The sequence below is a fragment of the Ensifer sp. 4252 genome, assembly GCF_050434565.1.
In the GTDB taxonomy this organism is placed as follows: Bacteria; Pseudomonadota; Alphaproteobacteria; order Rhizobiales; family Rhizobiaceae; genus Ensifer.
Window position 1 is genome coordinate 45,939 of sequence record NZ_JBNDIU010000004.1, and the last position, 12,813, is coordinate 58,751.

Genomic DNA, 12,813 nt, shown 5'->3' on the forward strand with positions numbered 1-12,813 from the left:
GGCGTCGTGCAGCGGCGTAGCGCGATCAATCCCGCCGGTCGAAATGGGTGCGCAGCGCTACATGGGTCTGCACGGTCGCAACGCCCGATATCAACGAGATCTGTCGGCGGATGGTGTCGAGATCGCCGTTCGAGGCGCATTCGACCAGCAGCATCAGGTCGGTCTCGCCGGCGAGCGACCAGCAGCTGACCACAGGCGGCATGCCGGCCAAGTGCGGCACGATGTGGTCGCAGTTCTTGCCGGGCCGAAAGGACACGGCGATCAGCGCGCGCACCACCGGCGCCTTGTCCTCGATGCCGATGCGGATGGTGTAACCGGCAATCACGCCCCTCGTTTCGAGCCGGCGCAGACGCTCATGAGCGGCACTGCGCGACAGGCCGGCATGGCGGGCAAGCGCCACGAGGCTCTGGCGCGAATCCTGCCGCAGGGCGGCCACCAACAGCCGGTCCTTTTCATCGAGTTCGGTCAATCTGTCGCCCTCTTGGTCATCTGGCCGGACGAACGTCCGGCATACCGCCATCATGTCCAGTGAAACCGGACGATAGGACGCCTAGCTTCCTGAAGCAACCAAGGAGCGTTAGCCATGACCATTCCGAGACTTCCCGACAATGCCGTCCTCATCCCGATCGACATGCAGCAGGCATTTGATACCGCCCCTTGGCCGCCACGCTGGAACGCGGATGTCGACGACAACGGCCGCGCCTTGCTTGCCTCATGGCGCGCGGCAGGTCGTCCGATCATTCATGTGCGGCACGACAGCGTCGCGCCGGGCTCGACCTTGAGCCCGGGTGCGCCGGGCAATGCGCCGCGCGCGGGCTTCGAACCTTTGGGTGACGAGCCGCTGGTCAGCAAGAGCGTCAATGCCGCCTTCATCGGCACCGATCTCGATCTTCGTCTGCGCCGGCTTGGCGCCGATACGATCGTCCTCTTCGGCATCTCGACGGATATGTGCGTCTCGACCTCGGTGCGGGTCGGGGCCAATCTCGGTTATCGGGTGATCCTGGTGGAAGATGCCTGCGACTGCTTCGACCAGCCGGACGTGCAAGGCGCCATGATCCCGGCGCGAGACATCCACCGTGCTCACGTCGCGACATTGCGGGCGGAATTCGCCGAGGTGACGACCACAGCCCAGATCCTCTCGGCCCTGCGGCCGGCGTCGGCGGCGTAAGGGCGCTGCAACGCGTAGAGAGAGTTATCGGCTGCCGGCGCCGCGGACTTCCAGCACCTGGTAGGTCCATTTCGGTGCCGTCAGGCTCCCGCCCTCGCGGCTCGGAAAGGTGAGGAAGGTCTCGAACGGCCGCGCCTGGCCGACGGGCACGCGGGCGAGAACCAGCGCGGTGTCGTCACCGATCTTCTGGCAGGTGTCCTGCGGGCAGTCTTCGAGCGTCACTGAAAGCCGGAAATATTCGAGCGCTGTCTCGCCATTGTTGGTGACCGTGCCGCGCAGGCGGAAGCTTCGTTCCGGCTGGCTTTGTTCGAATGTAATGCCGTCGAGGCTAATGTTCTCGGTGGCCGGAACCTCGGGGGCTGTCGTCACCGGGTCAGGTGCGGGCGCCTTGCGCTCGCCGCTGTCGCTGATCCAGATGATGAAGGCAGAGAGCAGGGCGATTGCCACCGCGACGGAGAGGATGGGTTCTGCCCATTTGCGGAAGCGGCTGAAACGCGCCGCCAGATACACGATCGCCACACCGACCAACGCAACCAACCAAAGCATGAAGCTCCTCCTCATTGACCCTTATATAGGGTGAGCGGTGGGTGGCAACATCGTCAGGGTGTGGTTGCAGATCATGCTTCCGACATTTGCTGGTTTGCATGGCGAGCGTTTTCGCCAACCCCTTGCGGTGATTGCAAATGTTGCGGGCTTTTGGGCGCTTCTAGCGAGGCGTATCGGCTTCAAGGCTGACCGAGTAGGTGCCCTCGAAGGGCACGGCAGCGAAGCGTTCGTTGATTTCGGCGAGGCTCTTTTCCGGATCGAGATCGGCAAAGATGTCGGGCCGCAGCCAATGGGCAAAGGCTTCGGCGGCGACGATGTTGAGCGGGATGGCGTTGAAGAAGTTCCACAAGCCATGGACACGGCCGTTCTCGACCGCCGCAATGCTGGAAAGCGCCGGAGTTGCGACCGCGGCGGCCAGCGTCTGCTGCGCCTCGCCCTTGGTAACGCCGGGACCAATCGAGAAGCCGCTGTATGTGCCGCCGGGTGAAGAGGTGGCGATATAGACCTCGGGGTTTGCGGCCATTACTGCCTCGGCATTGACGGTGCCGCCGGGTCTTGGGAGCGTGCCTTCGGCCATGTTGCGCCCACCGGCGATCGTCAGGAATTCTCCGAGCCCGCCGACGCCATAGGCCCAGCAGCAACGATCAGGCTTGGGAAACGCATCCATCAGCACAGTCGGGCGCGGTTCGGGCTTGGCGGCGACACGGGAGCGGATCAGCGCCAGCTTGTCCTCGTAGTAGCGCGCAAAAGCCTCGGCCTGTTCGTCGCGTTCAAGGATACGGCCGAGAAGCCACATCATATCCGGCGTGCTTTTCAGGGGATCGTTGTTGAAATCGACAACGATGACCGGCACACCAGTGCTGGTGAGGTAGTCGATGGCGCGCTGGCCCGGCTCGGTGTCGGCCTGCCAGTTGGCGAGGATTGCAAGGTCGGCCTTCAGCGTCAGCAGCGTTTCGAAAGACAGTGCGGTGCCCGCGCCGGCGCCGTCATCGATCAGCGGCACGTCGGCAATGTCAGGGAATTTCTTGCGGAAGCTCTCGTAGATCTCGGGGTTGTCGCCCTTCATGTCGCCGGACCAGCCGGCCAGCAGGCTGACGGGATCCGGATGAATGAGCGACAGGGCGACCAGGTTGAAACCGCTGCCAAGCAGGATGGCCTTTGGCTTTTCCGGTATCGTCACCTCGCGGCCGGCCGCGTCCTTCACCGTCAGCGGCCATCTGCTCTCGGCCCCGGCACCTGTGGCAAAAAGCGTGATGGCGACGAGGAGGGCCAGCAAAGCCCGGACCGTGGATCGCAATGCGAGGAGAAGCAAAACTACTGTTTCCGTTGGCTGGGAAGGGCGCACAGGCTGCCGCAGCTGCGCACCCCCGGTAAGAGGTAGCGCAGGCAGCAGATCTTGCGCCGGCAGACGCGCGCGCCGTCCTCTTCCTCGTGGCGCAGGCAATCGAAGAAGGGGTTGGGCGAACCGTCGGGCAGGGATTTGCTGCCGATGAGAGCCTCGGCCTGGGCATGAAGCGGTTCGACGCCTGCGGCACGCAGGGCATAGTCGATGTAGACCAGCGCGTTGTTCCAGGCGAGTTTCGGCGCGATGCCGCCGCTCGACTTGAGATAGCCGACGACTTCGCGCAGGTGCTCGCCCATCAGCGGTGCCAGGGTGGCGAACACGTCGTCGTCATCGCCGGACTGCCAGCCGCCGGCATCGGCGACGCCGAAGGCGCGAGGCAGGCCGTCTTCGGCGAGCGCCACCTTCATGCGGTCGAACGAAACCGGCAACACCTGATGGTCGAGCACGCGGGCAACGAGATAGGGAATGGTCAGGGCCGAAAAATAATAGAGCGACCACATGGATGCGACCGCGCGGCGATCGGTGCCGCCGGACTTTTCGGCGTAGGTATCAAGCGCCCGGTCGAAGGCGCCGGACGCGAAGAACTCCGGCAGGGCCATGCCATCGGAGAGCTCGTCAGACAGCACCATCTTCTCGTTGCACCAGGCATGCGGGCCTGAAAAGGCGGAGGAAAGCACCTTGGGGCCGCCCGTCTCCATGATCGCTTCGGACGCGGCCGCCGTCATCGCGCCACCTGCCATGAATGGACACCCCGACGAGATACGCTTTGCCTCACACGGTGCGGGCGGGACACAACCGGCAACCCGGCTGAAGCAGCGAACCTTCTTGCAAGCATGCGATACACCTTCTGAGCATGGGTCAGAAACTCATAAGGTGACCGTGTTACTCATGATTTTTTCCGACGCAAGTCATTTTTATGAGTTTGCCGGTCATGTTTGCGACCTGTGGGCGAATGACAACAGCAAGAGGCGCAGGGAATGACCCTGCGCCTCCGGATGCATGCGGCGGTTTATCTGCCTGCTTGGCGCGCTTCGCTTCAGCCGTGATTGATCATGATGTGACGCACGGCAGTGTAGTCCTCGAGCGCATAGACCGACATGTCCTTGCCATAGCCCGACTGCTTTACGCCGCCATGCGGCATCTCGTTGGTCAGCATGAAGTGGGTGTTGATCCAGGTGCAGCCATATTGCAGGCGCGAGGCCGCTTTCATCGCCTTGGAGATGTCCTTGGTCCAGACGGAAGAGGCGAGGCCATAGTCGCTGTCGTTGGCCCAGGCGACGGCGTCGTCCTTGCCGGTGAAGCGGGTGACCGAGACGACTGGGCCAAACACCTCGCGGCGGACGATTTCGTCTTCCTGGGTCGCTCCGGCAATCACCGTCGGCTGGAAGAAGAATCCGTCAGTGCTGCCGGCACCGCCGCCGGTGGTGATGTCGATATGCTTCTGGTCGGCGGCGCGTTCGACGAAGCTTGCCACCCGATCGCGCTGGCGACGCGAGATCAGCGGCCCGATCTCGTTTTCGGTGTCGTCGGCGAGGTTGTAGCGGATGGTGGAGACGGCCGAACTCAGGTCGGCGACGAGCTTTTCGTAGATGCCGGCCTCGGCATAGATGCGGCAGGCGGCGGTGCAGTCCTGGCCGGCATTGTAATAGCCGAAGGTACGGATGCCGTTGACGACGGCCTCGAGGTCGGCGTCGTCATAGACGATGACCGGAGCCTTGCCACCGAGTTCCAGATGCGTGCGCTTGACCGTCTTGGCGGCGGCCGTCAGCACCTTCTTGCCGGTGGCGATGTCGCCGGTGATCGAGACCATCGCGATCTTCGGGTGGTTGATCAGCGCGTTGCCGACGGTCTCGCCACGGCCGGTGACGACGTTGACGACGCCTTCCGGCAGGATGTCGGCGAGCAGGCGTGCGAGTTTCAGCGCTGTCAGCGGCGTCTGCTCGGACGGCTTGAAGACGACGGTGTTGCCGCCGGCAATTGCCGGCGCCAGTTTCCACGCCATCATCATCAGCGGATAGTTCCAGGGCGCGATCGAGCCGACGATGCCGACCGGATCGCGGCGGACCATGGAGGTATGCCCCGGCAGATACTCGCCCGATGTCGGCGCATGCAGGTTGCGGATGGCGCCGGCAAAGAACCGCCAGCAGTCGACGATCGCGGGCAGTTCGTCGTTCTTCACCGCGTTGATCGGCTTGCCGCAGTTGAGCGCTTCAAGCGCCGCAAAATCGTCGGCATTCTTCTCGATCGCGTCGGCGATCCTAAGCAGATAGCCGGAGCGTTCGCCCGGGGTCGTCATCGACCAGGAGACGAAGGCGCGTTCCGCCGCATCCACGGCCGCTTCAACCTGCATGTGCGAGGCTTCAGCGAGATCGATGATCTTTCCGCCGGTGCGCGGGTTCAGGATATGCTCCTCGGCCTCGGTTCCGGCTTCGAAGCGCGATCCGATCAAAAGCTGGGTGTCCATGTCTGTTCTCCCTTGAAAGTCGAGTTCATTTGCCGGCGCCGGCGATCTGGTCGCCGTCGCGGGTCAGGTAGTAGGCGCCGAGGATCGGCAGGAAAGTGATCAGCACCACGATCATGGCGACCACGTTGGTCACCGGTCGCTGACGCGGGCGGATGAGTTCTTCGAGCATCCAGATCGGCAGCGTCGACTGCTGGCCGGCTGTGAAGGTGGTGACGATCACCTCGTCGAAGGAAAGCGCGAAGGCGAGCATGCCGCCGGCCAGAAGTGCTGTGCCGATGTTCGGCAGGATGATATAGCGGAAGGTCTGGAAACCGTCGGCGCCGAGATCCATCGAGGCCTCGATCAGCGAGCCCGATATGCGGCGGAAACGGGCAACGGCATTGTTGTAGACGACGACGATGCAGAAGGTCGCGTGGCCGAGCACGATCGTCCAGAATGAAAACGGGATCTCCGCCATCGAAAAGGCCGAGCGCAGCGCAATGCCGGTGATGATGCCGGGCAGCGCGATCGGCAGGATGACCAGCAGCGAGATCGTCTCGCGGCCGAAGAAGCGCGTCTGGCTGACGGCGGCAGCGCAAAGCGTGCCGAGCACCAGGGCGACAGCGGTCGCGATCGAGGCGACCTTGACCGACAGCGTCAGCGCAGCCCAGACGTCGGGCCGGTTCCAGGCAACCGCAAACCATTGCGTCGTCAGCCCCGGTGGCGGAAACTGGTAGCTCTTTTCCTCCGTGGTGAAGGCATAGAGGAAGATCAGCAGGATCGGCACATGCATGAAGGCGAGGCCGGCGGCAGCCGCAATCTTCAGGCCGAGCGGTGAACGGTTGAGGCGATCAGAGCGCATCGAAGGCCCCCATGCGTTTGGCCATAAAGAGATAGGCGCCCATGATGACGATCGGCACCACGGTGAAGGCGGCGGCAAGCGGGATGTTGCCGGCGGTGCCCTGCTGGGCATACACAGCCTGGCCGATGAACAGCCGGGAGGAGCCGATGATCTGCGGAATGATGTAATCGCCGAGCGTCAGCGAAAAAGTGAAGATCGAGCCGGCGACGATGCCCGGCAGCGCCAAGGGAAAAAGCACGTGACGGAAGGTCTGGGCCGGCGTGCCGCCGAGATCGGAGGAAGCCTCGATCAGGTTGGTCGGCACGCGCTCCAGCGCTGCCTGGATCGGCAGGATCATGAATGGCATCCAGACATAGACGAAGACGATGAAGGTGCCGGTGTAGCTGACCGAGAGTGAGTTGCCGCCGACGATGGGAAGCGAGAGCCAGGCGTCGAGCACCCACAGAAGATGGAGCTTCGCCAGAAACCAGGTGACGATGCCTTCCTTGGCAAGGATCAGCTTCCAGGCGTAGATCTTGACCAGGTAGCTCGACCAGAGCGGCAGCATGACGCCGAGATAGAACAGCACCTTCCATTTTCCCTGCGCGTAGCGCGCCGCGTAATAGGCGATCGGGAAGGCGATGAGCGCCGAGGCGAGTGTCACGATCGCCGCCATCGACACCGTGCGCAGGATGATGTCGAGATTGGTTTCGCTGAGCAGCTGGCGATAGGTGGCGAAGGTGAACTCGTAATTGATCAAGCCGGAAAAATCGTCGATCGAGAAGAAGCTCTGCAGCAGAAGCGCAAAGAGCGAGCCGACATAGACGACGCCGAGCCAGAGCAGCGGCGGCGCCAGCAGGACCACAAGCAGCACGTGCGGGTGCTTCCAGAAGAAGTCCGAGAGCCGACCGGTCGCGCCGCGGCGATCCGGAGACGCGAGATTTTCAGCGACGGCGGTCATGCGTCCTCCATCGGGTGCAGCTCGTCGGCGGCAAAGCTGATGGTGACGGGGCTGCCGATTTGCGGGACGGCGAGCGAGGCGGGGCTTGCGACGGCGATGCGCACGCCTTCGACGTCGACGACGACGCGGTTGACCGCGCCGAGGAAACTATGAGCCGAAACGGTGCCGTTGAGGCTGAGCGCGCCTTCGCGCTGAGGCGACAGCACGATCGCCTCGGGGCGTAGGCTGGCATAGGATGAGTTGACCCCCAGCCTTTGGCACAGCTTTGCCGGCAACACGTTTGACGAGCCGACGAAATCGGCGACGAAGCGGGTCTTCGGCTGCTTGTAGACTTCCTCCGGGCTGCCGAGCTGCTGGATGCGGCCATCGTTGAAGACAGCGATGCGGTCGGCCATCGACAGTGCTTCGCCCTGGTCATGGGTGACGAAGACGAAGGTGATGCCGAGCGATTTCTGCAGGCTCTTCAGCTCCTCCTGCATCTGTTCGCGCAGCTTCAGGTCGAGCGCGCCGAGCGGCTCGTCGAGCAACAGCACCTTGGGCTTGTTGACCAACGCACGGGCCAGCGCCACGCGCTGGCGTTGGCCGCCCGAGAGCTGGCCGGGACGGCGGCTGCCATAGCTCGGCAGCTTAACCATGGCGAGCGCATCCTCCGCCGCCTTGCGGCGCTCCTCGCGGCCGACGCCCTTGACCATCAGCCCGTAGGCGACATTGTCGAGGATCGAGAGATGCGGAAACAGCGCATAGTCCTGGAACACGGTGTTGACGCTGCGGCGATAGGGCGGCACGCCCTCGGCCGTCTCGCCGAAGATTTCGATATGGCCGCCCGTCGGCTGTTCGAAGCCGGCCATCAGTCTCAGGCAGGTGGTCTTGCCCGAGCCGGAGGGGCCGAGCATGGCGAAGAACTCGCCCTCGGCGACTTCGAGGTTCACACCGTCGACCGCGCGCACGGCGCCGAAGTGGCGGGAAACATTGTCGAAAAGCACGGCGGTCATAAGAATACTCCGGAATTTCAGCCCCTCATCCCGCTGCCGCGACCTTCTCCCCGCGCGCGGGGAGAAGGGGACGTGCGGTTGGCGTCTCGCCCAAAGCTCACCCGACGGGTTTGCCGGGGGCGTTCCCTCTCCCCGCATGCGGGGAGAGGGCTAGGGTGAGGGGCAAATGCTTGCGTTATGGTCGTGGCGGCTTACCGCCCGCCGATGACGCCGATATAGTCGGAGACCCAGCGGTGATAGGGCACGCATTCGCCCTGGCTTGCGCATTTCGTCACCGGCGTCTTCCAGAACTTGACCTTGTCGAAGTCCTCGTAGCCGTTGGTCTTGCAGCCGGCGTCGGTCAGAAGCTCGTTACCCTTGCAGGCTGCGCCGACGGAGGGGTTGGCGCCGAACCAGGCGGAGACGTCACCCTGGACCTTGGGCGACAGCGAATGCTCCATCCACATATAGGCGCAGTTCGGATGTGCGCTTTCGGCGTGCAGCATGGTGGTGTCGGCCCATCCGGTGGCACCTTCTTCCGGGATGGTCGAGGCGATCGGCAGCTTTTCGGCTTCCATCAGGTTGACCTGGAACGGCCAGGAGCCGGAGGCGACGACGCCTTCGTTCTTGAAGTCGTCGATCTGGATCATCGCATCGTGCCAGTAGCGGCCGACGAGCGTGCGCTGGGTGCGAAGCAGATCGAGTGCTGCCTTGTACTGGTCTTCGTTGAGTTCGTACGGATCCTTGATGCCAAGCTCAGGCTTGTGCTTGATCAGGTAGTTGGCGGCGTCGGCCACATGGATCGGGCCGTCATAGGCCTGGACGCGACCCTTGTTGGACTTGCCGTCCGGCAGGGTCATTTCCTCGAAGACGACGTTCCAGCTCTTCGGCGCTTCGCCCTTGAAGGCGTCCTTGTTGTACATCAGCACGTTCGGGCCCCAGACGTAGGGCGTGCCGTAGTGAACGCCGTTGACCGTGTACCAGGGCGCGTTCTGCATGCGCTCGTCGATGGTCTTCCAGCTGGGGATGAGGTCGGTGTTGATTGGCTGGACGCGCTTGCCGGCGACAAGCCGCATCGAGGCATCGCCCGAGGCGGTGACGAGATCGAAGCCGCCTTCGTTCATCAGCGCCACCATTTCGTCCGAGGTGGCGGCGGTCTTGACGCTGACCTTGCAGCCGGTCTGCTTTTCGAAATCGGTGACCCAGTCGTAGTTCTTGTCGGTCTCGCCGCGCTCGATGTAGCCGGACCAGGCGACGATCGACAATTCGCCTTCGCCCTTGCCCAGTTCCTTCAGCGGCTCCTGCGCCAAGGCCGGCGCCACGAGGCCGAACGACAACGTCAGCGCGGTGCAGGATTTCAGGATCTGCTTCATCTGAATTCTCCCAGTTTTGAGCCGCATTTTACGGCTTCGTTCCCAGATTGAAGCGTGCCTTGATTTCTCCGCATTCGCAAATTCATTAATCAGAATGCCGCTATCGGTTTTGCCGATAGCGAGGACTGAGCGGGCGCGAACACACGCATCGACGGTGCCATAGCCCGATGATTTTCTTTGGATTTTTGTACACTATCGGATTTCTAGCGTGGACGGGCGCTGCGCAGCGCTTCGGCGATTCCGACGAAATCGCGTGCCGATTGCGGCAGGCTGGAGCCCTTGCGCCAGACCATGCCGACCTGGACGACGGGCAGGGCGCCCGAGACGTCGCGGCTCTCGATGCGGTCGCCTTCAAGCGACCAGGGGCGGTAGACGAGATCGGGCAGAAGCGCGACGCCGGCACCCGTCGCCACCAGGCTGCGCACCGCTTCGACCGAGCGGGTGCGGAAGGCGACATGCGGGCGGGCGCCGAGGGCCGACAGGAGCTTGCCTGTGTTCTCCTCGATCTCGTCGACCGTCAGCATGATCAGCGGCTCCTTGGCGATATCGCTGATCGAGATGATGTCGGCGCTGACAAGCGGATGGCCGATCGGCAGCCACAGGCGATAGGGCGAGGTTTCGAGAATCTCGGCCTGCAATGCCATGCGGTCTCTAAGGTTGGAGATGACCATGACGGCGACGTCGAGTTCTCCGCCTATCAGCAGGTGTTCGAGATAGGAGCCGTTGTCCTCGATGGCGCTGACATCGACGCCGGGGCAGGCCCGGCGATAGCGGGCGAGCAGGTCGGAAAGCACATAACCGGCCACCAGAGAGGTGACGCCGAGATTGAGCTTGCCGCCGGTTTCCTCGCGGCTGTCGGAGAAGCTGCGCCTCGCGTCCGAGACATCGGAGAGGATCTTGGTCGCATGCCGCAGGAACTGGTGGCCATTGTGGGTGATCGAAAGGCCGCGCGGATGCCGGTCGAACAGCTCGACGCCGAGGTCACCTTCAAGCTCCTTGATCGCCTCGGTGATCGAGGACTGTGAGATCGAGAGGTTCTGTGCTGCCCGCGTGATCGAGCCCTGCTCGGCGACGGCGACGAAATACTGCAACTGTCTGAAGGTGAAGGCCATCCGCGCAGTTAATCGTTGTCGCGCGGCGCTTGCAAGCGCGGCCAAGAGATCGTCCCCGACAACGCAACTGCGGCGGGATTTTCGCGTTGATGTCGGTTTCCGGATAGTAGACAGGCGGCCTGCTGCTAGACTTCCACCGGAGAGACGAGGGAGGCGGAATTTGGATCAGGCGGTATCAAAGCCCATGCCGACGGAGGAGGGCATTCTCGCCTTTCACCATCGCTGCGAAGCCTTCTATCCCGCCGATGCGGTCGACGCATCGATCGAGCAGCAGCGCAAATGGTATGATGCGCTCTGCGCCGAATTCGATGCGCCGTCGCCGCCGGGGCTTACGCGCGAGGATGCGCTTGTCGATGGCCGCATCCCGATCCGGCGCTATCGGCCAGCGACGGTTTCGACCGACACCCGCATCTACTACATTCACGGCGGAGGTTTCGTGGTCGGCTCGCTCGACAGCCATGATGCCATCTGCGCCGAGCTTGCCGATTTCGCCAGGGCCGAACTCTTTTCGATCGATTACCGGCTGGCCCCCGAACATGTCTGGCCGGCCGCCTTCGAGGATTGCTGCGCGGTGCTGAACTTCCTGCTGGCGGAAGGCCGGCCGGTGGTGGTCGCCGGCGACAGCGCCGGCGGGAACCTGACGGCGGGCATCGTGTTGAAGGCACGGGCGGACGGGGTGTCGGGTATCGTCGGGCAGGCGCTGATCTATCCCGGCCTCGGCGGTGACCTGGTTTCCGGCTCCTATGTGGAAATGTCCGAGGCGCCGGGGCTGACGACCGCCGACACCAGCTACTACCGAAAGATTTTGCAGGCGCCGGCCGACAATCCGTTCGCAGCGCCGCTGGCGGAGAAGGATCTTGCCGGTCTGCCGCCGACCTATATCACCGGCGCTTTCTTCGATCCGTTGCGGGATGACGCACGCCTTTATGCCGCTCGGCTTGCGACGGCAGGCGTCAACGTCACCTTTCGTGAAGAGCCGCAGATGATTCATGCTTGGCTGCGCGCGCGACACATGAGCGAAGGCGCGCGCGAGGCGTTTCGTCGCCTGGCCGAAGGCATTGCGGTGCTTGTCGGAACTGGCTGAGTTGGCTTTGACCGCGACGCACTTCCTGGAAGAGCACTTCACACGTCTCCCAGAATTGCTTTAGCTCTTCGCCTTGAACACCAACACGGGGTTGGCGCGGAAACTCTGCGGGAACAGTTTGCGCAGGCTCTCGATCTTCGGCATGTCGTTGTAGACGATATAGGGATAGGTCGGGTTGCGCGTCAGGAAATCCTGATGATAGCCCTCGGCGACATAGAAGCCTTTGAGCGGCGAGATCTCGGTGACGATCTCGGCCGGGAACACCCCTGATTTGCCCAGTTCGGCGATGTAGGCTTCGGCGATCCTCTTCTGCTCCGGTGTGGCGACGAACAGGGCCGAGCGATACTGCGTGCCGCGATCCGGCCCCTGATAGTTCAACTGCGTCGGATTGTGGCCGACGGAGAAGAAGATCTGCAGCAGCTTTCCGTAGCTCACCTGGCCTGGATCGTAGGTCACTTCCACCGATTCCGCATGGCCGGTGTCGCCATTGCTGACGGCCTCATAGGAAGCAGTGTCGGGGCTGCCGCCGGCATAGCCAGAGACAGCGTTGGTCACGCCCTTCACGTGCTGGAACACGCCCTGGACGCCCCAGAAACAGCCGCCGGCAAATACCGCCGTCTCCGGACCGCTGGCCGTTTTTTCATCGAGCGATGGCGGCGGAATGGACACGGCCGGTTCGGCGGCCCTTGCCATGGGGGCGATGGAAAGCGTGGCGCCGAGCGCAAGTGCGGAGGTAATCCACCGCAGGCGGCGGCCGGTCTTCACAGCGAGCGGATGATTGTCGCGTTTCGCAAACATCGGGCGGTTCCTTTGCCGCGGTCGGGCGGCGGCCGTGTTGCGCCCATGTTTTTCGTGGGCTCGTCCGAAAGCAAATCGCAAGAGCGTGCTTCACGGCAATGTGACGATCCGCTACCACTGCAGTTGCGATCGAGATCTCCCAAAATGAGGCCCGCGGAAGGTTGGAGGCGT

The 12,813-nt window shown here is 63.3% G+C and carries 13 protein-coding genes; 2 read left to right on the plus strand and 11 right to left on the minus strand.

Features of this window, described 5'->3' with window-relative positions:
• Nucleotides 1–25: 25 nt before the first annotated feature.
• A complete protein-coding gene (locus ABIE33_RS11305; protein ID WP_429124825.1) occupies nt 26–469 on the minus strand; it encodes an Lrp/AsnC family transcriptional regulator in 444 nt (147 codons plus the stop codon).
• Nucleotides 470–583: 114 nt separating this feature from the next.
• Here ABIE33_RS11305 and ABIE33_RS11310 point away from each other — a divergent pair, with 114 nt between their 5' ends.
• Nucleotides 584–1,168, plus strand: a complete 585-nt coding sequence (locus ABIE33_RS11310) for a cysteine hydrolase family protein (protein ID WP_429124827.1) — start codon at nt 584–586, stop codon at nt 1,166–1,168.
• Nucleotides 1,169–1,192: 24 nt separating this feature from the next.
• Here ABIE33_RS11310 and ABIE33_RS11315 read toward each other — a convergent pair whose 3' ends face one another.
• From ABIE33_RS11315 to ABIE33_RS11355, 9 genes are all read right to left on the minus strand, one after another.
• The gene (locus ABIE33_RS11315; RefSeq protein ID WP_429124829.1) at nt 1,193–1,714 is read right to left on the minus strand and encodes a hypothetical protein; all 522 of its coding nucleotides are present in this window, start codon (nt 1,712–1,714) and stop codon (nt 1,193–1,195) included.
• Nucleotides 1,715–1,874: 160 nt separating this feature from the next.
• Nucleotides 1,875–3,026, minus strand: coding sequence for an ABC transporter substrate-binding protein (locus tag ABIE33_RS11320; RefSeq protein ID WP_429124830.1), 1,152 nt, complete (start codon nt 3,024–3,026; stop codon nt 1,875–1,877).
• Between the two features lie 2 nt (nt 3,027–3,028).
• The gene (fhuF, locus tag ABIE33_RS11325) at nt 3,029–3,784 is read right to left on the minus strand and encodes a siderophore-iron reductase FhuF (RefSeq protein WP_429125535.1); all 756 of its coding nucleotides are present in this window, start codon (nt 3,782–3,784) and stop codon (nt 3,029–3,031) included.
• Nucleotides 3,785–4,095: 311 nt separating this feature from the next.
• Nucleotides 4,096–5,523, minus strand: a complete 1,428-nt coding sequence (locus tag ABIE33_RS11330; protein WP_429124832.1) for a gamma-aminobutyraldehyde dehydrogenase — start codon at nt 5,521–5,523, stop codon at nt 4,096–4,098.
• Nucleotides 5,524–5,548: 25 nt separating this feature from the next.
• Complete coding sequence (locus ABIE33_RS11335) at nt 5,549–6,364, minus strand: ABC transporter permease (RefSeq protein ID WP_429124834.1); 816 nt, start codon at nt 6,362–6,364, stop codon at nt 5,549–5,551.
• Complete coding sequence (locus ABIE33_RS11340) at nt 6,354–7,304, minus strand: ABC transporter permease (RefSeq protein WP_429124836.1); 951 nt, start codon at nt 7,302–7,304, stop codon at nt 6,354–6,356. Before ABIE33_RS11340 ends, ABIE33_RS11335 begins: the two co-directional genes overlap by 11 nt.
• Complete coding sequence (locus ABIE33_RS11345; RefSeq protein WP_429124837.1) at nt 7,301–8,296, minus strand: ABC transporter ATP-binding protein; 996 nt, start codon at nt 8,294–8,296, stop codon at nt 7,301–7,303. The genes ABIE33_RS11340 and ABIE33_RS11345 overlap by 4 nt, the downstream gene beginning before the upstream one ends.
• A gap of 191 nt (nt 8,297–8,487) precedes the next feature.
• On the minus strand, nt 8,488–9,648 hold the full coding sequence (locus ABIE33_RS11350; protein WP_429124839.1) for an ABC transporter substrate-binding protein: 1,161 nt from the start codon (nt 9,646–9,648) through the stop codon (nt 8,488–8,490).
• Nucleotides 9,649–9,851: 203 nt separating this feature from the next.
• Nucleotides 9,852–10,760 carry a LysR family transcriptional regulator gene (locus ABIE33_RS11355; protein WP_053248315.1) on the minus strand — a complete coding sequence of 303 codons (909 nt, stop codon included), beginning with the start codon at nt 10,758–10,760 and terminating at the stop codon, nt 9,852–9,854.
• A gap of 160 nt (nt 10,761–10,920) precedes the next feature.
• Between ABIE33_RS11355 and ABIE33_RS11360 the strand changes: the two genes are divergently transcribed.
• Nucleotides 10,921–11,844 (plus strand): alpha/beta hydrolase, encoded by a 924-nt coding sequence (locus ABIE33_RS11360; protein WP_429124842.1) that lies wholly within the window; start codon nt 10,921–10,923, stop codon nt 11,842–11,844.
• Between the two features lie 60 nt (nt 11,845–11,904).
• Here ABIE33_RS11360 and msrA read toward each other — a convergent pair whose 3' ends face one another.
• Nucleotides 11,905–12,609: a peptide-methionine (S)-S-oxide reductase MsrA gene (gene msrA / locus ABIE33_RS11365; protein WP_429125537.1), complete on the minus strand. Its 705-nt coding sequence runs from the start codon at nt 12,607–12,609 to the stop codon at nt 11,905–11,907.
• Between the last annotated feature and the right edge of the window lie 204 nt (nt 12,610–12,813).

Bases quoted from the DNA above. Each gene is read 5' to 3' on its own strand.
- ABIE33_RS11315 (WP_429124829.1), bottom strand. From the start codon at position 1,714: ATGCTTTGGTTGGTTGCGTTGGTCGGTGTGGCGATCGTGTATCTGGCG.
- fhuF (WP_429125535.1), bottom strand. From the start codon at position 3,784: ATGACGGCGGCCGCGTCCGAAGCGATCATGGAGACGGGCGGCCCCAAG.
- ABIE33_RS11355 (WP_053248315.1), bottom strand. From the start codon at position 10,760: ATGGCCTTCACCTTCAGACAGTTGCAGTATTTCGTCGCCGTCGCCGAG.
- ABIE33_RS11335 (WP_429124834.1), bottom strand. From the start codon at position 6,364: ATGCGCTCTGATCGCCTCAACCGTTCACCGCTCGGCCTGAAGATTGCG.
- ABIE33_RS11330 (WP_429124832.1), bottom strand. From the start codon at position 5,523: ATGGACACCCAGCTTTTGATCGGATCGCGCTTCGAAGCCGGAACCGAG.
- ABIE33_RS11345 (WP_429124837.1), bottom strand. From the start codon at position 8,296: ATGACCGCCGTGCTTTTCGACAATGTTTCCCGCCACTTCGGCGCCGTG.
- ABIE33_RS11340 (WP_429124836.1), bottom strand. From the start codon at position 7,304: ATGACCGCCGTCGCTGAAAATCTCGCGTCTCCGGATCGCCGCGGCGCG.
- ABIE33_RS11310 (WP_429124827.1), top strand. From the start codon at position 584: ATGACCATTCCGAGACTTCCCGACAATGCCGTCCTCATCCCGATCGAC.
- ABIE33_RS11350 (WP_429124839.1), bottom strand. From the start codon at position 9,648: ATGAAGCAGATCCTGAAATCCTGCACCGCGCTGACGTTGTCGTTCGGC.